The organism is Streptomyces sp. NPDC028991 (assembly GCF_055564775.1).
Genome location: NZ_JBVHVP010000011.1, coordinates 139317 through 160519, shown reverse-complemented (window position 1 = coordinate 160519; position 21203 = coordinate 139317). Strand labels below are relative to the sequence as shown.

At 71.5% G+C, this 21203-nt stretch carries 14 protein-coding genes; 7 read left to right on the top strand and 7 right to left on the bottom strand.

The features are described from left to right. The first annotated feature begins 18 nt into the window (after positions 1 to 18). From ACZ4V1_RS22265 to ACZ4V1_RS22245, 5 genes are all read left to right on the top strand, one after another. Positions 19 to 696, top strand: coding sequence for a DUF3000 domain-containing protein (locus ACZ4V1_RS22265; RefSeq protein WP_468338754.1), 678 nt, complete (start codon positions 19 to 21; stop codon positions 694 to 696). A 288-nt stretch (positions 697 to 984) separates the two neighbouring features. Continuing rightward, the gene (locus tag ACZ4V1_RS22260; protein WP_003972894.1) at positions 985 to 1647 is read left to right on the top strand and encodes a response regulator transcription factor; all 663 of its coding nucleotides are present in this window, start codon (positions 985 to 987) and stop codon (positions 1645 to 1647) included. 230 nt (positions 1648 to 1877) lie between these two features. Further along, positions 1878 to 3164: an HRDC domain-containing protein gene (locus ACZ4V1_RS22255; protein WP_468338752.1), complete on the top strand. Its 1287-nt coding sequence runs from the start codon at positions 1878 to 1880 to the stop codon at positions 3162 to 3164. Between the two features lie 182 nt (positions 3165 to 3346). Then, positions 3347 to 4564 carry a thiolase family protein gene (locus ACZ4V1_RS22250; protein ID WP_468338750.1) on the top strand — a complete coding sequence of 406 codons (1218 nt, stop codon included), beginning with the start codon at positions 3347 to 3349 and terminating at the stop codon, positions 4562 to 4564. Beyond that, positions 4561 to 6699, top strand: a complete 2139-nt coding sequence (locus ACZ4V1_RS22245) for a 3-hydroxyacyl-CoA dehydrogenase NAD-binding domain-containing protein (RefSeq protein WP_468338748.1) — start codon at positions 4561 to 4563, stop codon at positions 6697 to 6699. The genes ACZ4V1_RS22250 and ACZ4V1_RS22245 overlap by 4 nt, the downstream gene beginning before the upstream one ends. An 81-nt stretch (positions 6700 to 6780) precedes the next feature. Here ACZ4V1_RS22245 and ACZ4V1_RS22240 read toward each other — a convergent pair whose 3' ends face one another. Genes ACZ4V1_RS22240 through ACZ4V1_RS22230 form a run of 3 tightly spaced genes read right to left on the bottom strand, consistent with a single transcriptional unit; the run spans position 6781 to position 11380 of the window. Then, positions 6781 to 8289, bottom strand: coding sequence for a hypothetical protein (locus ACZ4V1_RS22240; protein WP_468338746.1), 1509 nt, complete (start codon positions 8287 to 8289; stop codon positions 6781 to 6783). Positions 8290 to 8335: 46 nt separating this feature from the next. Continuing rightward, positions 8336 to 9853: a hypothetical protein gene (locus tag ACZ4V1_RS22235; RefSeq protein WP_468338744.1), complete on the bottom strand. Its 1518-nt coding sequence runs from the start codon at positions 9851 to 9853 to the stop codon at positions 8336 to 8338. 48 nt (positions 9854 to 9901) lie between these two features. Then, a complete protein-coding gene (locus ACZ4V1_RS22230) occupies positions 9902 to 11380 on the bottom strand; it encodes a hypothetical protein (protein WP_468338742.1) in 1479 nt (492 codons plus the stop codon). 71 nt (positions 11381 to 11451) lie between these two features. Between ACZ4V1_RS22230 and ACZ4V1_RS22225 the strand changes: the two genes are divergently transcribed. Then, positions 11452 to 12372 carry an endonuclease/exonuclease/phosphatase family protein gene (locus ACZ4V1_RS22225; RefSeq protein ID WP_468338740.1) on the top strand — a complete coding sequence of 307 codons (921 nt, stop codon included), beginning with the start codon at positions 11452 to 11454 and terminating at the stop codon, positions 12370 to 12372. A gap of 148 nt (positions 12373 to 12520) precedes the next feature. On the opposite strand, the gene ACZ4V1_RS22220 is transcribed toward ACZ4V1_RS22225, so the two are convergent. The 3 genes from ACZ4V1_RS22220 to ACZ4V1_RS22210 all read right to left on the bottom strand — a co-directional run bounded on the left by ACZ4V1_RS22220 (position 12521) and on the right by ACZ4V1_RS22210 (position 19070). Continuing rightward, complete coding sequence (locus ACZ4V1_RS22220) at positions 12521 to 16465, bottom strand: bifunctional glycosyltransferase/CDP-glycerol:glycerophosphate glycerophosphotransferase (RefSeq protein WP_468338738.1); 3945 nt, start codon at positions 16463 to 16465, stop codon at positions 12521 to 12523. A 340-nt stretch (positions 16466 to 16805) separates the two neighbouring features. After that, positions 16806 to 17930: a PLL family lectin gene (locus ACZ4V1_RS22215; RefSeq protein ID WP_468338736.1), complete on the bottom strand. Its 1125-nt coding sequence runs from the start codon at positions 17928 to 17930 to the stop codon at positions 16806 to 16808. Between the two features lie 120 nt (positions 17931 to 18050). After that, positions 18051 to 19070 (bottom strand): DUF8189 domain-containing protein, encoded by a 1020-nt coding sequence (locus tag ACZ4V1_RS22210; RefSeq protein ID WP_468338734.1) that lies wholly within the window; start codon positions 19068 to 19070, stop codon positions 18051 to 18053. Between the two features lie 80 nt (positions 19071 to 19150). On the opposite strand from ACZ4V1_RS22210, the gene ACZ4V1_RS22205 reads away from it, so the two are divergent. Further along, the gene (locus ACZ4V1_RS22205; RefSeq protein WP_468338732.1) at positions 19151 to 19528 is read left to right on the top strand and encodes an NTP pyrophosphohydrolase; all 378 of its coding nucleotides are present in this window, start codon (positions 19151 to 19153) and stop codon (positions 19526 to 19528) included. Between the two features lie 94 nt (positions 19529 to 19622). Here ACZ4V1_RS22205 and ACZ4V1_RS22200 read toward each other — a convergent pair whose 3' ends face one another. Further along, entirely contained in the window at positions 19623 to 21185 is a 1563-nt protein-coding gene (locus ACZ4V1_RS22200) for an amino acid permease (protein WP_468338730.1), read from the bottom strand. Positions 21186 to 21203 lie beyond the last annotated feature (18 nt).

The following is a 21203-nucleotide window of genomic DNA, read 5'->3' as shown; positions in this document are numbered from 1 at the left end:
CCGCTTAATCTTCCCCGCATGGCTGCGGCTCAGGGACGACTGTCGGACGGCGCTGGCGGAATGGACGAACAGAAGGGTACCGAGGACAAGGCCCGGCATACGGGGAACACGGCACCGCCGGCTTTCGCGGCCGCCGTCGAGGCGCTCAGGGCGGCGCCGCTGCGGCCGCAGGTCGAGGTGGAGGCGACCCGCGCACCGCAGCGGCTCGCCCCGTACGCGTACGCGCTCGAGGCCGCGGTCGTCGACGGGGACGACGATCTGGCGGACGGGCGGCTGGTGCTGCTGCACGACCCGGCCGGGCACGACGCCTGGCGGGGCACCTTCCGGCTGGTGACGCTGGTGCGCGCCGAACTGGAGCCGGAGATGGCCGCGGATCCGCTGCTGCCGGACGTGTGCTGGTCCTGGCTCACCGGTGCGCTCCAGGCGCGCGGGCTGGCGTACGGGGAGCCCAGTGGCACGGTCACGCGGGCCGGCTCCCACTACTTCGGCGGCCTCTCGGCGCGCCCACCCGCCTCGCAGATCGAGATCCGGGCGTCCTGGACGCCGCGTGAGGGGCTGGGCGGCGTCCCGGACACCGCGGCGCACCTGGCCTCGTGGTGCGATCTGCTGGCCCAGGTCGCGGGGCTGCCGCCGGCCGCGCCGGGCGACGCGTCGATCGTGTCGCTGCCGCAGCGACGCGGCCCGCAGCCCCGCTAGGCCCGCCCCCGCCTCCGCTTCCCGCACCCGGGTCCTCCCCGGCCCGGGAAACGTTCCGTCACTTTGTCGACACGGCCACTTTCGGACCCGTATCGACAAAGTGTGAAACCGTTCGATCTTCGAATGATCGACCGCGTGTCCGAATTGCTCGGATTGTTACTCACCAGATCGTGATCATTCTCTAAAGGCGGACGGGTTCGGTGCCGAAGACGACTGTGACCTTGAAAGCACGGTTCGTCCCGGCTTCACCCCCATGAGCCGGCCCCGTCCCGCACCCCAGGAGGCCTGGTGTCCGTTCTCCTCGAGCAGCCTGCAAGCCTGGTCGCCTACCGCCCGAACAAGCCGACCGCCATGGTGGTCGTGGCCGACCCGCGCGTTCGTTCCACCGTCACCCGCCATCTGTGGGCGCTCGGTGTGCGCGACGTCATCGAGGCCTCGTCCGTCGCGGAGGCTCGTCCCCGCATCGGCAACCCCCGCGACATCTGTGTCGCCGACGTCCATCTCCCCGACGGCTCCGGCCTGACCCTCCTGTCGGAGACCCGCGCCGCGGGCTGGCCCAACGGCCTCGCCCTGTCCGCCGCCGACGACATCGGCGCCGTACGCAACGCCCTCGCCGGCGGCGTGAAGGGCTACGTCGTCACCGGTACCCGTACCAACGTCGGGCTCCCCACCCGGCCGGGCGCCGCCCCCATCGGCGCCGCCGCCGCCCGCCTGCACCGCCGCCCCCCGGGTGCCCCGAGCCACCCGGGCGGCTACCGCGAGCTCTCCGGCCGCGAGGTGGAGGTGCTGCGCCTGGTCGCGGAGGGCCAGTCGAACAAGGCGATCGGCGTCTCGATGGGCCTGTCCGCCCTGACCGTCAAGAGCCACCTGGCCCGCATCGCCCGCAAGCTCGGCACGGGCGACCGCGCCGGAATGGTCGCCGTGGCCCTGCGCACCGGCATCATCCACTGACCGCTCCCGCTCCCGCCCGCTCCACCCGTCTTCCCCCTCCTCCCCTCCTCCCCTCCTCCCGTTCCCCTTCCCCTTCCCCGTCCCGCTTCTCCGCTTCACCGCTTTCCCCCTCCGCCCTCACCCTCCCCACGGCCGGTCTTTCACCGACCTGACTGGTTTACGACCCCCCGGCGCCCGCCGACGGAACGTTCCGTCGGCGGGCGCCGTCGATCCACCGATACCCTTGACAGGTGACCGACGCCCACGAAACCGCAGCAGACCGTTCACTGCGAACCACCGGAGGCGCTCCTCCGGACGACGCCGGATCTTCTGCGAGTCAGGCGCCGACCCCCTTGCTCGAACCACGCGAGGGCGTTCCGCCGGTGATCGCCGACGCGGCCGCCCTCGCCGAGGTGACCGCCGCCTTCGCCGCCGGCAGCGGCCCCGTCGCCGTCGACGCCGAGCGCGCCTCCGGCTACCGCTACGGCCAGCGCGCGTATCTCGTGCAGCTGCGCCGCGAGGGGGCCGGGACCGCGCTGATCGACCCGGTGGCCTGTCCCGACCTGTCCGGGCTGGGCGCGGCGATCTCCGACGTGGAGTGGGTGCTGCACGCGGCCACCCAGGATCTGCCGTGCCTGCGCGAAATAGGGATGGTGCCCACCCGCATCTTCGACACCGAGCTGGCCGGCCGGCTCGCCGGGTTCCCGAGGGTCGGCCTCGGCGCGATGGTCGAGAACGTGCTGGGCTACGTCCTGGAGAAGGGCCACTCGGCCGTCGACTGGTCCACCCGCCCGCTGCCCGAGCCGTGGCTGCGCTACGCCGCGCTCGACGTCGAGCTCCTCGTCGACCTGCGCGACGCGCTGGAGAAGGAGCTGGACCGGCAAGACAAGCTGGAGTGGGCCCGGCAGGAGTTCGACGCGATCTCCTCGGCCCCGCCGCCCGAGCCCCGCAAGGACCCGTGGCGCCGCACGTCCGGCATGCACAAGGTGCGCCGGCGCCGGCAGCTCGCCGTGGTGCGGGAGCTGTGGCAGACCCGGGACCGCATCGCGCAGCGCCGCGACGTCTCCCCCGGCAAGGTGCTCGGGGACGCGGCCATCGTCGAGGCGGCGCTCGCCCTCCCGGTCAACGCGCACGCGCTCGCCGCCCTGAACGGGTTCGGACGGGTCAACCGGCGGCAGCTCGAGCAGTGGCAGGTGGCGGTCGACCGGGCCAGGGGCCTGTCCGAGTCGCAGCTGCCGCAGCCCGGCCAGCCGGTGACCGGTCCCCCGCCGCCGCGGGCGTGGGCCGACAAGGACCCGGCGGCCGCGGCCCGGCTCACCGCCGCGCGGGCGGCGGTGACGGCACTGGCCGAGCGGCTGAACATGCCGCAGGAGAACCTGATCACGCCGGACACCGTGCGCAGGGTCTGCTGGGAGCCGCCGGCGACGGTCGGCACGGAGTCCGTGGGCGCGGCCCTCGCCGGACACGGGGCCCGGCCCTGGCAGGTCGAGCAGGTGACGCCCGCGCTGGTGACGGCTCTGTCCCAGAGCGTGTCGTAGAGGAGGCGGCGGCGAGTTCCGGCCAAGATCCAGGGATGGAGGATGATCCGGCGGTGTGACGTTCGCCGCTTGGGCCGGGGGGACTGGGCAGCTACGTTACTCATAAGTAGCATGGGCCTGAGCGCGCGCTCAGTACCTGCGTGCCGCAGCAGTGCCATCCCGCACCCTGGAGGAGAGCCATCGTGCCTCGTACCGTCAGGGACGTCGTCTTCGTAGACGGCGTCCGCACCCCGTTCGGCAAGGCGGGCCCGAAGGGCATCTACCACGAGACCCGCGCCGACGACCTGGTCGTGAAGGCGATCCGGGAGCTGCTGCGCCGCAACCCCGGCCTCGACCCCAAGAAGATCGACGAGGTCGCCGTCGCCGCGACCACGCAGATCGGCGACCAGGGTCTGACCATCGGCCGCACCGCCGGCATCCTGGCGGGCCTGCCCACCTCGGTCCCGGGCTACTCGATCGACCGCATGTGCGCGGGCGCCCTGACCGCCGTCACCTCGGTGGCCGGCTCCGTCGCCTTCGGCGCGTACGACGTCGCCGTCGCCGGCGGTGTCGAGCACATGGGCCGCCACCCGATGGGCGAGGGCGTGGACCCGAACCCGCGGTTCGTCAGCGAGAAGCTGGTCGACGAGTCCGCCCTCTTCATGGGCATGACTGCCGAGAACCTGCACGACCGCTACCCGACGATCACCAAGCAGCGTACCGACGAGTACGCGGTGCGCTCGCAGGAGAAGGCCGCCAAGGCGTACGCCGACGGCAAGATCCAGGCCGACCTGGTGCCGGTCTCGGTGCGCCGCACCAACGAAGAGGCCGGTGAGACCGGCTGGGGCCTGGTCACCGCCGACGAGCCGATGCGTCCGGGCACCACCATGGAGAGCCTGGCGGGCCTGAAGACGCCGTTCCGCGTGCACGGCCGGGTCACCGCGGGCAACGCGGCCGGTCTGAACGACGGCGCCACCGCGTCCCTCATCGCGAGCGAGGACTTCGCCCGCGAGAACAACCTGCCGGTCAAGATGCGCCTCGTCTCGTACTCCTTCGCGGGTGTCGAGCCGGAGGTCATGGGCTACGGCCCGATCCCGGCGACGGAGAAGGCGCTGGCCCAGGCCGGGCTGACCATCGACGACATCGGCCTGTTCGAGATCAACGAGGCCTTCGCCGTCCAGGTCCTCGCCTTCCTGGAGCACTACGGCATCGCCGACGACGACGCGCGCGTCAACCAGTACGGCGGCGCCATCGCCTTCGGCCACCCGCTCGCCTCGTCGGGCGTCCGCCTGATGACGCAGCTGGCCCGCCAGTTCGAGGAGCAGCCGCACGTCCGCTACGGCCTGACCACCATGTGCGTCGGCTTCGGCATGGGCGCGACGGTCGTCTGGGAGAACCCGCACTTCGAGGGGGACAAGTGAGCACCACCGCAGAGCTTTTGAAGGGTGCGGCCGAGCTGTTCCCCGGCGAGGTCGTCACGCAGGCGCACGTACGCCACTTCGACCTTCCCCTGGGCGCCGGGCGCTTCGCCCTGATCACCCTGGACAACGGTCACGACCACACCAAGCCGACCACCCTCGGTCCGCAGTCGCTGGCGAACATCGACGCCGCGATCGACCAGGTCGAGAGGGAGGCCGCGGACGGCGAGATCGTCGGCGTCGGTGTCACCGGCAAGCCGTTCATCTTCGCGGTCGGCGCCGACCTCAAGGGCGTCGAGCTGCTCAAGCGGCACGAGGACGCGCTCGCCATCGGCAAGGGCGGCCACGACGTCTTCAAGCGGCTGTCGACGCTGGCCGTACCGACCTTCGCGTACTACAACGGCGCGGCCATGGGCGGCGGCGTGGAGATCGGCCTGCACTGCGCCTACCGCACGGTGTCGGCGGCCCTCCCGGCGTTCTCGCTCCCCGAAGTCTTCCTCGGCCTCGTCCCCGGCTGGGGCGGCTGCACGCTGCTGCCGAACCTGATCGGCGCCGAGAAGGCCGTCTCGGTCGTCATCGAGAACAGCCTGAACCAGAACAAGCAGCTCAAGGGCAAGCAGGTCTACGAGCTCGGCATCGCGGACGCGATCTTCGAGGGCGCGGACTTCCTGGAGCAGTCGCTGATCTGGACGGCGTCCGTCCTCAAGGGCGAGATCGCCGTCGAGCGTCCGGTGATCGACCGCGGCGAGGCCTGGGACCAGGCCGTCGCCAAGGGCCGCTTCATCGCCGACTCCAAGGTGCACGGCGCCGCCCCGGCCGCCTACCGCGCGCTGGACATCATCGCCGCCGCCAAGAACGGCGACCTCCAGCAGGGCTACGACGCCGAGGACCAGGCGCTCGCCGACCTGATCATGGGCGGCGAGCTGCGCTCCGGCATCTACGCCTTCAACCTGGTGCAGAAGCGCGGCAAGCGCCCCGCGGGTGCCCCGGACAAGTCGCTGGCCCGTCCGGTCACCAAGGTGGGCGTGGTCGGCGCCGGTCTGATGGCCTCCCAGCTCGCGCTGCTGTTCCTGCGCCGCCTGGAGGTGCCGGTCGTCCTGACCGACATCGACCAGGAGCGCGTCGACAAGGGTGTGGGCTACGTCCACGCCGAGATCGACAAGCTGCTCGGCAAGGGCCGGGTCAACCAGGACAAGGCGAACCGGCTGAAGGGCCTGGTCTCCGGCGTCCTGGACAAGGCCGAGGGCTTCGCCGACGCCGACTTCGTCATCGAAGCGGTCTTCGAGGAGATGAGCGTCAAGCAGAAGGTGTTCGCCGAGGTCGAGGCGGTGGCGCCCGCGCACGCGATCCTCGCCACCAACACCTCGTCCCTCTCCGTCTCGGAGATGGCGTCGAAGCTGAAGCACCCCGAGCGGGTCGTCGGCTTCCACTTCTTCAACCCGGTCGCGATCCTCCCGCTGCTGGAGATCGTCCGCGGCGAGCAGACCGACGACGCCTCGCTGGCGACGGCGTTCGGTGTCGCCAAGAAGCTGAAGAAGACCGCGGTGCTGGTCAAGGACGCCCCGGCGTTCGTGGTCAACCGCATCCTGACCCGCTTCATGGGCGAGATCCAGAACGTCATCGACGAGGGCACCCCGGTCGAGGTCGCGGAGAAGGCGGTCGAGCCGCTCGGCCTGCCGATGTCGCCGCTGGTCCTCCTCGAACTGGTCGGCCCGGCGATCGGCCTGCACGTCTCGGAGACCCTCAACCGGGCCTTCCCGGAGCGCTTCACGGTCTCCCCGAACCTCAAGGCGGTCGTCGAGGCGGGCAAGCGCGGCTTCTACGTCCACTCCGCCGAAAATCCCGCCAAGCCCGAGCTGGACCCGGAGGTCGCCGCGCTCCTCAAGCAGGGCGACTCCGTCCTGACCGAGGAGCAGGTCCGCGACCGTGTCCTGGACGCGGTGGCCCAGGAGATCGGCCTCATGCTCGACGAGGGCGTCGTCGCCGAGGCCCAGGACATCGACCTCTGCCTGATCACCGGCGCCGGCTGGCCCTTCCACCTGGGCGGCATCACGCCGTACCTGGACCGTGAGGGCGTCGCCGAGCGGGTGAACGGGAAGCGGTTCCTGGAGACCGGCGTGGCGAGCGTGCCCGCGTAGTCTCCGTCCGCGTCGTCTCCGTACGACGAAGAGAGGGCCCCCGCTGCGAGGCGGGGGCCCTCTCGCGTGCCGTGGGTCCGGTCAGTAGCCGTACGGCGTCGCGCCCGCCGTCACGTGCGCGACGGCGAAGGGGACCAGGGTGGCGGGGGACTCGTTTCCCACCGCGTCCACGGCGAACACCTCCACCGTGTGCCGGCCCTCCTGCCACGGCCAGCCGGAGTCCCAGGCCCAGCGTCCGTCGACCGCGACCGGACTCCCGCCGAGGAGGGTGCCGCCCGCCCTGAACCCCACCTGGGCTGCGCCCTGGGCCAGGCCGGTGAAGCGCACGGCCGGCGTCGCGACCTGCTCGTAGGCCACCGGGGACTGGACCGTCGGCGCCGGCAGCTGCCCGCCCATGGGGGCCGCGTCGAAACGCGCCGTCGGCTGGGCCGGGATCGCGGTGCCGGCGGCTGCCGTGGCGCCGGCCACGGTGGTGAACGGGACGAGGACACCCTTGGTGTGGCCTCCGGCGCCGTCCCAGGCGACGGCCTTCACCTGGTGCTTGCCCTTGCTCCAGGGTTTGCTCAGCTTCCAGGACCAGGTGCCGTCCGCGGCCACCGAGGGCGAGCCCAGGAACTTGCCGTGCTCCCACAGGCTCACGCGTACGGCACCGTGGGCGATCCCGGTGAAGTACACACCGTCGGTGGGCAGTTCGGAGTTCGGCACCGGGTGGGTGACCACCGGCAGGGCCAGGGCGGAGGGCTTGTCCCGCGAGGTGTCGGAGAGGTACGCCGTGATGGCCGAGGTGTCGCGGTCGGGTTCCTCGTATCCGTTGCGCACCATGCCGAGCCGCGGCGGCAGCCCGTCGGCGAGCATGTTGACCAGGCCCATCAGGAAGGGGACGTTGCGCCTGGTGACCTCGGAGTGCTTGGTGATGTAGGGCGACTCGCTGTAGACGAAGTTGAAGTTGTCGTAGCCCTGGAAGAGCCCGATGAACGGCTCGACCTGCTCCGTGTACTGCTCGTCCTGCGGCGAGGAGAGCAGGTAGATGTTGGCCTGCCGGGCGACGCCCGAGCGCACCAGGTCCGGGATGATCGCGTCGAGTGTCCGGACGTTCTGCTCGGGCGCTCCCTCCCCCAGCATGAATCGGGCGGTCTTCGGGTGGACGGTGCTGATGTAGGTGCCGATGAGGAACTGCGGCACGATGGAGACGATGTTGCCGAACCCGTAGCGCATGCCGAAGTAGAGGGCCGCGCTCCCGCCCTTGGAGCCGCCCCACAGCGTGACGCGGTCCGGGGTCAGGTCGAGGGCGTTCATCACCTTGGAGATGACGCCGATCACGGACTGCTCCAGGGAGAAGTCCATCCCCTCGCACAGGTAGTAGCTCCGCATGCCGTTGAACCGGTCGCGGATCCACAGGATGTTGGCCCGCACCGGGTTGAGGACGCCATTCGACCAGCCGTAGTCGTCGGTGACGCCGAAGTTGGCGAAGACGACGACGAGATGGCGGTTGCCGCCCTTGGCATGCGTGAAGCGGTACTCGACGGGATAGGCACCGGAGGTGTCGATCCCGTTGATCAGTTCGCGTGCTTGCGACGGTGCTTTGGGCATGTGTGGCTTCCACTCATGAGGTGTTCGGCGGCGGTCGCGGCGGTGGTCAGTACCGCGGCGTGAAGTAGTCGGCCGGTGCGGCCACGGGGGCGACGGCGAAGGGGACCTGGGCGGGCACGGACTCCGCGCCGTCGGCGTCCACCGCGACGACCTCGACCAGGTGCGGGCCCTGCGGCCACGGGCCGCCGGGTTCCCAGGCCCAGGTTCCGTCCGGCCGGACGCCGTTCGCCCCCAGCAGCGCGCCGCCCGCGCGGAAGCGGACCTGCGCCGCGCCGGGGGCGATGCCGCGGAAGCCGACCGCCGTCCCGGGCACCTGCTGATGTGCCGCGGGCAGGGACACGACGGGCGGCCGCAGGCCCGCGACCACGGGCCGTGCCGCCGACGCGGCCGGGACGGGACCGCCCGCCGTCGGCGATGTGCCGTGCCCGGCGCCCGGCGTCGCCGTGAAGCGGACCTCCGTCGTCGCCGAGTGGAAGCCCGCGGGGTCCACCGCGAAGATCTTGACGCGGTGCTCCCCGTCGGCCCACGGTCTGGACGGCTCCCAGGACCAGGTCCCGTCGGCGGCCACCGGTGGCGAGGCCAGGAACTTGCCCTTCTCCCACAGGCTCACCCGCACCGCGCCCGGGGCGGTACCGGTGAGGCGCGAGCCCGTCGCAGGCAGCTGTCCGCCCGCGGCCGGGACGGTCACCACCGGAGGCTGGAAGGCCGTGCTCTCCTTGACCTTGGCGGTCGAGCCGAGGAAGTCGTCGATGACGGACGTGTCCCGGTCCGGCTGCTCGTAGCCGTGTCCGGTCAGACCGAGCCGCGGGGTGATCCCCTCGACCAGCAGATAGGCGATGCCCATCAGGAGCGGCACGTTCCGCAGGGTCACCTGGTTGTGTTCCTTGATGAACGGGGACTCGCTGTGGATGTAGTTGAAGTTCGGGTAGCGCCGCAGCAGTTCGAGGAAGGGCTCGACCTGGTCCCGGTACTGCTCGTCCTGCGGCGACGACACGAGGTAGATGTTGGCCTCGGGGCTCGCCCCCGCTCTCAGCAGGTCGGGGAGGATCGCGTCCAGGATCCGCGCGTTCTCCTCCGGCAGCCCCTCACCGAGCATGGACCGGCCGACCTTGGGGTAGACCTCGCGGACGAAGGTGCCGATGCGGAACTGGGGGACGCACGCGACGATGTTCCGGAACCCGTACCGCAGCCCGTAGTAGAGGGCCGCGCTGGCTCCCTTCGAACTGCCCCACAGCGTCACGTCGTTCGGCGTCAGGCCGAGGGCCTGCACCACCTTGGCGATCAGGTCGATCACGGACCGCTCGACGGAGAAGTCCATCTCCCGGCACAGGTAGTAGGTCAGTCCGCCGTCGAAACGGTCGCGGATCCACAGGATGTTGGACCGCAGATCATCGAGGGTGCCGGTGGACCATCCGTAGTCGTCCGGTGCCGCGAGGTTGGCGAAGACGACCGTCAGATGACGGTTCCCCTTCTTCGCGTGGGTGAAGCGGTACTCGACGGGGTGCGCGCCGGACGTGTCTATCCCGGTGATGATCTGGCGCACCTTCGACGCTGCTTTGCGCATGTGTGGCTTTCCAGTCGTGAAGTCGTTGTGATCGGCGGCCGTCGGTGCTCAGTACCGCGGCGGGAGGTGACCGACGGGCACGGAGGCGTTCAGGACCGTGAAGCCGGCCGGGGCGGGGGCGGACTCCGCACCGTTCGCGTCCACCGCGACGACCTCGACCAGATGCGGTCCCTCCGGCCACGACCAGCCCGGGTCCCAGCCCCAGATCCCGTCCGGCGCGACGGCCACCGCGCCCAGGAGCACGCCGTTCTCCCGGAAGCCCACCTGCGCCGCGCCCGGGGCGGTGCCGTGGAAGACGACCGACGTCCCCACCTGCTGCCGCGGTCCCGGCACGGAGACGACCGGCGCAGCGGGTACGGCCGGCGCAGCGGGTACGGCCGGGGCGGCGGCAGGGCCGTCCACCACCGTGAAGGGGACCTCGACCCGGCTCGAGTGGAAACCCGCCGGGTCCACCGCGAAGATCTTGACCAGGTGCTTCCCCGTGGCCCACGGCTTGGCCGGCTGCCAGAACCAGGTCCCGTCGGCCGCGACCTCCGGCGACGCCACGAACTTGCCGTTCCTCCACATGCTCACCCGCACCGCGCCCGGGGCCAGCCCGGCGAAGTGCTGGCCGGCGACGGGGACCTCGCTGTCGTAGCCCGGGGAGGTCACCACCGGCGGTGAGAACGCGTCGGCGCCCTGGACCTTCGAGGTGGCGGAGAGGTAGGTGTCGATGCCCGACTGGTCGCGGTCGAACTCCTCGGCGGCGTGGCGCACGAACCCCAGGCGCGGGGCGTAGCCGTCGGCCAGCAGGTTCAGCAGGCCGACCAGCGCCGGAACGTTCCGCCTCGTCACCGTGGCGTGGCCGGTGATGGTGGGCGATTCGCTGTACATGAAGTTGAAGTTCTCGTAGCCCTGGAACATGCCGAGGAACGGCTCCACCTGCACGCCGTAGTGCTCGTCCTGTGGCGAGGAGAGCAGGTAGATGTTGGCGCCCCGGTTCGCCTGTGCCCGCACCAGGTCGGGCAGGAGCGCGTCCAGCACCCGTGCGTTGTGGGCCTGCGCCCCCTCGCCGAGCATGTAGGCGGAGACCTTCGGGTGCCGCTTCTCCAGTGCGTCGCCGACGAGGAACTGCGGGACGATGGCCACGATGTTCCGGTAGCCGTACCGCAGTCCGAAGTACAGCGCCGCGCTGCCCCCCTTGGACCCGCCCCACAGGGTGACCTGGTCCGGTGTGAGCCCCAGCGACCTCATGACGTTCGAGATGAGGGTCTGCACCGAGTCCGCCAGACCGAAGTCCATGTTGCGGCACAGGTAGTAGGCGTTCGTCCCGTCGAAGCGGTCGCGGATCCACAGGATGTTGGCGCGCACGTTGTCGAAGACGCCGTTGGACCAGCCGTAGTCCTCGGGCGCCGAGAAGTTGGCGAACACGACGACGAGGTGCCGGTTGCCGCCCTTGGCGTGGGAGAACCGGTACTCGACCGGGAACGCACCCGACGCCTCGATCCCGTTGAACAGCTTCCGCCCGCTCGTGGGTGCTTTCGACATGTACGGAACTCCAGTCTCAGGGGCAGATCGTCGGATTGGCTCCGAATCACCTGATCGGACATGATGTCGGGATGTCTCCCGTGGCCTCCCCGCTCCCGCCCCGCCTTCGCCGGCGCCGCGGACCGTTCGCGCCGGCCTCGGTACTCGCGCTGTCGGCCGTCCTCGCCGCGGTGCTGGTGCGGGCCGCCACGGACACGGCACGGCCCCCTGCCCCGGCCCCGGCCCCGGACCGCGCCCTGACGGTGGCGACCTGGAACATGTGCGGCGTCCGGCAGTGGGGTTGCGCGGACACCGGCAGTGCCTCGGCCAAGCGGCTGGCGGTGCAGCGGCTCGTCCACGCCGGGGCCGACGTCGTGCTGCTCCAGGAGGCCTGCGCCACGCACGCCGAGTCGGTGCGCGAGGCACTCGGCGGGTCCTGGCGGTTGTCCTTCCGGCCCTACACCTGGCGGGACGGCGGCGGACGCACCGGCACGATCCGCTGCGAGGGGCGCGGACAGGGCACGGCCGGTCTGGCCGTTCTCTCGGCCCACCCGCTGTCCTCCGTGCGGTCCGTGCCCTCGCGCCAGCCCGATGTGGGACTGCGGCGGGGCATCCTGTGCGCGACGGTCGGGCCGGTCGGCGTACGGGTGCGCAACGCCCATCTGAGCCTTCCCGGCAGCGACCGGGCGCATCCCGGCCGGGAGTACCGCGACGACCAGTTGAAGACGCTGGTCGCGGCGGTGCCGAGACGGCGCACCGTGTTCGGCGGCGACTTCAACCTGAATCCGCCCGGTGTCCGCAATCCGTCCGGCTGGGTGTGGCCGTCCGCCGCCTACGGCGCTTTCCGGGAATGCGACCAGGACTCCGGCGCCGACCGGTCGGGCCGCGCGACGCATCTGTCCGGCCACAAACTCGACTACCTCTTCACCGGACTGCCCCGGTCCGGCTGCACCGTACGCGACACGGGTGTCTCCGATCACCGGGCGCTGCTGATGCGGGTGGACACCGGCTGAGGCGACGCCGCAGGGACGCTCGGCTCCCCCACCGCGGGCGGCGGGCGGACCGGGCGCCCGGGAGGCGGACGACGGTACGGTCATGGAGCGCCGGTGCTTTCCGGCGCGACCGGGGGCGTCGTCCCGCCGTCCGGCTGTGCCGTCGGCGTCATACGATCACGCCTTCGTAGGTCCGGCCTCCGGTGAGTGGTGCCTGCTCGGCCGGTTCGGCCGGCTGCTCGTACCTCGCCGGCGTGAGCTGCGGAACGTGCGCCTGCTGCCGTGGGTGCTGTTGCGTGGTGGCGTGCGCCGGGGAGGACTGCGCGGGCAGCGCGTCGACGACATGGGCGGGACCGGTCTCCGTGCGGACCGCCCGGCGCGGCGAGGTGAACCAGTTCCCGGCCCGCCCCTGGACGGGGGTCATGGCCCGCCCGGTCTGCCGGGTGTCCACGGTCCCGACGGCCGGTGCGTGCGCCTGCCCGGGCGCGAGGTCGCCGCCCGCCACCAGCATCCGGTCGGCGAGCCGCGCGGCGGCGTACCCGTCGTCCAGGTCGCAGAACTCGCGCTGGAACCAGCGGTACCGCTCGGCGTAGGCGTCCCGGATCCGGTCGATCTGCTCGACGGCCGACACCAGGTCCTCGGAGTTGTCCAGGAGGGGGCCCGGGGCGCTGCTCGCGAAGTCGAAGTAGAAGCCGCGCAGGGTGTCGCGGTAGTGGTCCAGGTCGTAGGTGAAGAAGAGGATCGGGCGCCCGGTGTTGACGTAGTCGAACATCAGGGACGAGTAGTCGGTGATCATCACGTCGGTGATCAGGGAGAGGTCGGCCATGTCCGGGTAGTCGGAGACGTCGAAGACGAATCCGTCGCCGGCGCCCGGCACCGGGTCCACGACGTTGGGGTGGCGGCGGACCAGGAGGACGTGCTCGGCGCCCAGCCTGGCGCGGGCGTCCTCGAGGTCGATGCGGAAGTCCAGCTTGTACTTGCCGGGCGCGTAGTACTGGTCGTCGCGCCACGTGGGTGCGTACATCACGACCCGTTTGCCCTCGGGCAGGCCGATCCGGTGCCGGATCTCCCGCTCCCGCTGCTCGGTGCCGGGCAGGCGCAGGATGTCGTTGCGCGGGTAGCCCGACTCCACCATCTCGCCCGGGAAGCCGAAGGCGCGCTGGAGGATCGGGGTGGAGAAGCTGTTGGGCGAGACCAGCATGTCCCAGTTCCGCACCTCCTTCTCGACCCGTTCCAGGTAGCGCTGGTCGGCGAAGTGGATGGACTCGATGTCGTGGCCGATCTTCTTCAGCGGGGTGCCGTGCCAGGTCTGGACGACGAGCTGGCCGTCCCGCTTTTGGAACCAGTCCGGGAGGTGGTTGTTGGCCACGACGTAGCGGCTGGTGGCGAGGGCCTCGTACCACTCGGGCGACCACATGCGGATCGGGATCGCGGTGGCCGGCACCTCCACCTGGTCGTCGCGGACCACCCACAGGTGTTCGAGGTCGGTACCGCGCCGGAGCAGTTCCTCGTGCAGCGCCCGGGGGCTGTCGGAGTACTGGGTGCCCTTGAAGGCGTCGAAGAGGACGGCGGGGCGCACCCTCTGCCGCCGGGCCGCCGGATACGCCTTGGTGCGCAGCACCTTCTGGCGGTACGGGCCGCGGGCGTGGTCGGGCATGGCCGAGTGGACCAGCAGGGACAACCGGTCGTACGCCTCGGCCTGGAGCTCGTAGCGGCGCTCGTTCTCCCCGTACTCCTCGGGGAGGGCGGCGATGAGGTCCTGCTCGGTCTTCACCATCAGGTCCTCGAGGCGGTCCTCGCGGGCCACCGCCGACAGGTCCTGCCGGCGCAGGAAGAAGTCCCAGCGGCCCGCCGCGAGCGGGATGTCCCCGGCCAGCGTCCGCATGGCGGCCGGGCTGAGCAGGCACCGGAACTCGTTGCCGTGCCACTCGACGCGGACCTCGCGCTCCGCGCCGTGCGCCCGTGAGCGGACCACCAGGTGCGCGTCCTGGTACTCGCGGGGCGACAGCCGGTCGGCGGCCAGGTACCGCCCGTGGATCTCCAGCGAACCGTCCTCGCGCCAGGCGAACGCCGTCGCGGTGGGCAGGGTGGCCCGCTCGAACACCACGAGGTAGCCCGAGCCGTTGCGGTGGACGACGACCTCCCGGTCGCCCTCGCGGGTCTGCAGCGAGGCGGGCATGCGGTAGTGCCCGTCCGGGGTCTCCTCGGCCATGACGGGATAGATGGCCGTCTTGCGGCCCTCCACGTGGAGGGTCGTCTTCCAGCCGTTGCTGCCCATGCTCCAGGACTGCGGGATGTCCGTGTCGGCCTGGGCTTCGGCCCGGAAGGCCGGTACCAGCGAGCGCAGGGGCAGCCTGGCCGCGAAGGTGCACCAGCCCTCGCCTCCCGGGGTGAAGTACACCCGCCCGTCGTGCTGGCCCGAGCCGCTCAGGCTGGTGACGCGCAGCTTGCCCCAGTCGGGCACCTTCGGGCCGAGGTACACCCCGCGCAGCTCCAGCTGGTCCCCGGCCACGCGGTGGCCGGTGATCCGGCAGCGCACGACCTCCACCCGCAGCTTCAGCTTGCCCTGGAGGAAGACCGGGAGGATTCGGGTGTTCTTGTCGACGTACCGGTACGGGGGGTTGGCGGCGCTGCCCGCCCCGCCCCGGTCGATGCCGCGGTAGCGGAACAGCCCCCGGCTGAGGACGCCGGCGGCCACGTCCCAGGTGCCCTCGGCCCACTGGCCCTTGCGCTTGAGGCGGGTCGTGTCGATGCGGGCCTCGAAGCCGGCCCAGTCGTAGCAGTAACGATTCTGGTTGGAGGACTCGGTGGCCTGCGGCGCGTAGGTGGTCTTCGCCGTGGTGATCACCATGCGGCCCTGCTTCTTGTTCCGCAGGGCGATGGCCTTCACCGACATGTGCCGCTTGTGCACGTTGATGTAGCGCACGTAAGCGGTCCCGGTGAGGGTGAGCAGGTGGCCGTTGGTGCTCCAGCGGGCCCCGCTGAGCGAACCGTGCAGGGAGAGTTCCTTGTCGAGCCGGAACGCCTTCTTGTCGAGGCCGACACCGCGGTCACCGAGGTAGGGGTACTTCAGATAGCGGTGGAAGCGCCGCTGGACCGGCATCGGGCCGCCCCGGCGCTCGAACTCGATGACCTCCAGGAGTTCGGGCAGCCGCCACTCGCGTACCAGCAGCCACTTGACCCGGGCGTCCGCGGGCAGTTCGTCGATGATGGTGAGGTCGCTCTCGTCGAGGAACTCGTTGGCCCACCGCATGAACGACTGCCGGTACTCCTCGTCCGCGTCCGGCAGCACCTTGAGGTGCAGCATGAGGTCGGACTTCAGGCAGGCGAAGTCGTACTTGCGCTTGCTCTCCTCGTACTGCCGCGAGCGCCGGTCGGCCAGGAACCGGCTGACCGACTGCACCGCCGCGACCCGGTCGCGCAGGTTGGACAGCTCGGTGTGGCGCTGGGTGATCGACGGCGCGGCCCCGCCCTCGCGCCGGCGCCAGAAGTAGACGATGTCGGTGATGACGTCGACCTTGGCGGCGCGGAAGTGGGCGTACATGTTGACCCAGGAGTCCTCGTACATGACGCCCTCGGGGAACGCGATGTAGTGGTAGTCCCAGAAGGACCGCCGGAACATCTTGTTCCAGACCGTGCGGTCGTAGATCAGCGCCTCGAACCTGGTGATGTGGGTGCCGCGCCGGTTCTTCTGCATCGGGCCCTTGTGCAGCGGCGACTGCCACTTCTTGGTGGAGTTCATCATCTGCACGTTGCCCGAGACGAAGTCCGAGTCGGACCCCTCCAGGGTGCGGACCAGCAGTCCGTAGGCGTACTCGGGGATGACGTCGTCACCGTCGGCGAAGGCCAGGAACTCGCCCTGGGGGTGCATGGCGCGCAGCCCGGTGTTGCGTGCGTGACCCGGGCCGTTCGGTTCCTGGCGGATCATGCGGAAGCGCGGGTCCGCGGCGCAGAAGTCGGCGGCGATCCGCGAGGAGCCGTCGGTGGAGCCGTCGTCGACGAGGATCACCTCGAAGTCGCGGAACGACTGGCGCGCGATCGACTCCAGGCATTCGGCGAGATAGGCATCGACGTCCTGAAAGGGCACGACGATGCTCAGACGCGGGTGATCCACCAACTCGTACTCCTACCAAGACATTTCGCCCAGCGGGCCACCAACAGTCCGTACTGGACGCCCCACCCCTACCTGGTGCACCCGCGGTCCCCTCAACCGCCTCGGCTTCACCGTCACCCCTGTCCGCAGGCGAAGCCCCCCTCACCACGGCCACAGGCCCGCCATATCTTATGTCACCCTTAAGGCTGGTCAAGGTCAGTTAATGTGGCGTCCATCGCTGCATCACGCTATGGTTTCCGGCTCGCAAAATTGCTATGTGTAGGCGCAAACGGTTCTCGCGCCGGCCCGACCGCATGGACGAGCGGCTTTGGCCCGCAGGTGAGGCGGCGACGGGAACGGCTCAGTGCCCGAGGGTCTGCCACCGGGTGAAGGACAGGCCGGCGCCGTCGTCCTGACGGGCCACCTTCGGTGCGCCGTCGGGTCCGATCAGCGCCATCACGACCCGCCCGCGTCCGTCCCGGGCGAGAGCGGGCGCCCCCTGACAGGACTCGGCCAGCGCGTACCACCAGAAACCGCCGGCCTCGTTCTCGGTGCCGCCCATGCCGAGCACCACCGAGCCGTCCCGGTCCCGGTGGGCGAGGACTACGCAGTCGAAACCGTCCACCGCCGTGCGCAGGGACGCGTACCCCTGCCCGGCCGGCGATCCGCCCAGCGCCGCGGGCCAGTCGCCCTCCCGCCACGCGGCCGCTCCGCCGCTCTCGGCGTCGGTCCAGAAGAACGTGACACGGTCCGGCCCGGTCTCCAGCGCGGTGACCGTCCCCGGCGCCGGACGCAGGGCGAAGCCGCGGGGGCCGGCGAAATCGCCGCCGGGCGCCGTCTGGCGCCAGACGAGGACGCCCGACGCGGCCGCGGCGCAGACCTCCAGCCGTCCCCCGGCCAGGGCGACCGGTGCCGGCAGGGCGTCGGTCCCGCCGCCCCGCAGGTCCTCCCAGGCCCGCCACTTGCCGTTCGGGGACTCGCGGCGCAGCGACAGACCACCGCCCGCGTTCCGCACGAAGACGTGCACGGTGCCGTCGGCCGCGACGGCACCGGCCGGCGGCCCCAGCTCCCGGCCGCGCTCGCGGTCGCCGTGCGGATTGCCGAGCGAACGCCACTCGGTGAAGGCCAGTCCCGTCTGGTACTGGATCGCGTGCACGACGTCCACGCCGGGCCCGCCGTCGGCCCGCTCGCGCTCCCTGCGGCCGAGGAAGTGGACATAGGTGTCCGCGCCCTGCACCACCGTCAGATGGGTCAGTCCCGCCACGGGCACGAAATGCGGCCCGTTCCAGTCGGGACCGCCCGCGACGGTCTCCGTCCAGCGCACCAGACCGCCTTCGGCGGGCACGTAGAGGCTGAGCCGGCCGTCCCTGCCCAGGGTGAGCCAGTCGCCGCGGGCCGGTCCGGACACACCGCCCCGCCCCCGCTCCACGGTGCCGGGCCCGATCTGGCGGGCGGCGCCGACGGGGCCTGCCGACCTTCTCCGCATGGCCTGCTGCACCTTCCTGAAGCCCGCCGTGTCACGGACAGGGACCCTCGAACGCGGAACATCATATGCCGTTCGTTCACCAGTTCCCCATGGCTCGTTGGCCGGCCCGCCGGGGGACCGTCAGACGGACTGCCAGGGACCGAGCGCGAGGCCCGGTTCGTCCTTGCGGCGGGTGAGGCGGAGCTGCCCGGTGGACGGCGAGAACGTGGCCGCCACCAGCCGGCCGTCGGCGTCCAGGGCCAGCGACACCACCGCGTCGGCCGGCAGCTCCGGGCCCGACTCCGTCCACGCGGCGCCGAGCGCCTCCTGTTCCGAGGGGTAGGCGGCGAAGGCGACCCGGCCGCTCGTCGAACGCTGCGCGACCAGCGTGCAGTCGTGACCGTCGATGAAGCAGCGGACGGCGCAGACGGGCCCGGGGCCCGCCGCGCCCACCAGCGGCATCGGCTTCTCGCCGGGGCGCCAGGCGCACAGCTCACCCGTGTCGTCGTCGGTGAACAGGACGGTGGTGGACTCCTCGGAGGTCGCCAGCGCGCGCAGGGTGCCCGGACGGACGGCCGCGTCGACGCCCTCTCCCAGCACCGGCCGCGCACCCGGCTGCTCCTGCCGCCAGTGCCGGATACCCCCGGTGACGGCCGCGTAGAGCTCGACCCTGCCGGACTCCCCCGTCACGGCCGCGGGCTCCTCCCGGACTCCGCGTCCCTTCAGGTCCCGCCACGGCTCCCAGCCGCCCTTCTCCTTCTGGGCCACCATGCTCATGCCGCCGCCTCCGTTGCGGACGAAGACATGGGCACGGCCCTGCGCGTCGACCGCGACGGCCGGTGTCCCGGTGCGGTCGCCCTGCTTGTTGGGGTGGCCGGCCGGCTGCCAGTCCAGGGGCGCGAGCAGCGGCCGGAAGTGCGTGGTGTGCACGAGTTCGGACCGGTCGGTGCCGGCGGGCCGCCAGGCGACCAGGTGGCCGTAGCCGTCGGGGCCGCGGCCGACCGCGAGACCGGGGCGCAGTTCCTGGTCGCCGCCGATCCTGCGCGGGGCTTCCCAGGGCCCGGCGGGCGCGCGCTCGGCACGCCACAGGGCGGCACCGTCCGACGGGAGGTAGACACTGAGGCGGCCGTCGCGGCCGAGGAGAAGCCAGTCGCCGTTCACCGCTTCACTCTAAGCGGGGCCACCGGGTCCGCGTCGATCGGGTGCGACCCGGCGCGACGGTGCCGTGGGACCCTGACGGCATGGACGACAACGCTCCCCTGCTCGTGATCGTCGACGCCGCGAACGTCGTCGGGTCGGTACCCGACGGGTGGTGGCACGACCGGCGCGGGGCGGCGGAACGGCTGCGGGACCGGCTGGCGGCGGACGGTGTGCCGGGGCGTGCCGGCCCGGTGGAGGTCGTCCTGGTCGTCGAGGGCGAGGCCCGCGGGGTGGGCTCGGTGCCCGGGGTGCGGGTGGAGCCGGCCCCCGGCAGCGGGGACGACCACATGGTCGGGCTGGTCGCGGAGGCCGCCGGTGACCGTCCGGTCCTGGTCGTGACGGCCGACCGCGAGCTGCGCCGCCGGGTGACCGAACTGGGCGCGGAGGTGGCGGGACCGCGGACGGTCAGGCCCGCATGACGCCGCCCGCCCTGTCCGCACCCCCGCATGCGAACGGGTCCGGCCCCGCGGCCCCGGGAGGGGGACCGCGGGGCCGGAGCGTCAGCCGACGGGACTACGGGGTGCTTCCGCCTGACGGCCCCGAGGGCCCGGGGGTGCCGGCCGGTGCCTCCTCGCCCCGGCCCAGGCGGCTGTGGGAGCGGCTGTAGAGGAAGTACACGACGACGCCGATCGCCATCCAGACGCCGAACCGCACCCAGGTCTCGGCGGGCAGATTCAGCATCAGCCACAGCGAGGCGCCCACCGACACGATCGGCAGCAGCGGCACCAGCGGGGTGCGGAAGGCGCGCGGCAGGTCGGGACGGGTCCGGCGCAGGATGATCACGCTGAGCGCGACGATGACGAACGCGAACAGCGTGCCGATGTTCACCAGCTCGGCGAGTTCGCTCAGGCTGGTGAAGCCGGCGACGATCGCGATGAGCACGCCGAGCAGGATGGTCGGCCGGTACGGGGTCCGGAACTTCGGGTGAACGCGGGAGAAGAAGCGCGGCAGCAGCCCGTCGCGGCTCATCGCGAAGAACACCCGGGTCTGGCCGAGCAGCAGGATCATGCACACCGTGGTCAGGCCGACGGCGGCGCCGAAGCTGATCACACCGGCGAAGAAGGGGTGCCCGGTGGACTTGAACGCGTCGGCGAGCGGGGCGTCGACGGACAGCTCGCTGTAGTGCTGCATGCCGGTGACGACGATCGACACGGCGACGTACAGCGCGGTGCAGATGAACAGGGAGCCGAGGATGCCGCGGGGCATGTCGCGCTGCGGGTTCTTGGTCTCCTCGGCGGCCGTGGCGACGATGTCGAAGCCGATGAAGGCGAAGAAGACGACCGAGGCCGCGGTGAAGATGCCCATCACGCCGAAGTTGGCCGGCGCCCACCCGAACATCAGCTGGATCAGTGGCGAGTCGAGGCCCCCGCCCGCCTCCACCGGCTGCGCCTCCGGCACGAAGGGGTCGTAGTTGGAGCCCTTGATGAAGAAGGCGCCCGCGATGATCACGATGAGGACGACGGTCACCTTGATGGCGACGACGACCGAGGTGACCCGCGCCGACAGCTTCATGCCGAGGACGAGGATGCCGGTGAGCACCAGCACCAGGACGGCGGCGAGGATGTCGAAGCCGAACCCCTCGGCGCCGTCCCGGCCGCCGAGCGCCGCGGGCATCTGCCAGCCCGCGTTGTCCATCAGCGAACGGATGTAGCCCGACCAGCCGACGGCCACCACCGCCGTGCCGAGCGCGAACTCCAGGACCAGGTCCCAGCCGATGATCCAGGCGGGCAGTTCACCGAGTGAGGCGTAGGAGAAGGTGTACGCGGAGCCGGCCACCGGGACCGTGGAGGCGAACTCCGCGTAGCACAGCGCGGCGAGCGCGCAGACCACACCGGCGACGACGAAGGCCAGGGCGACGGAGGGCCCGGCGTTGTTCTTGGCGACCGTGCCGGTCAGTACGAAGATGCCGGTGCCGATGATGACACCGACGCCGAAGACGGTCAGGTCCAGCGCGGACAGGGACTTCTTGAGCGCGTGCTCCGGTTCCTCGGTGTCCCGGATGGACTGCTCGATCTTCTTGGTCCTGAAGAGACTGCTGTTGCTCACGGGTACCTCCGAGCTTGTCGTCCCCGACATGATCGAGAGGGGGGCGTA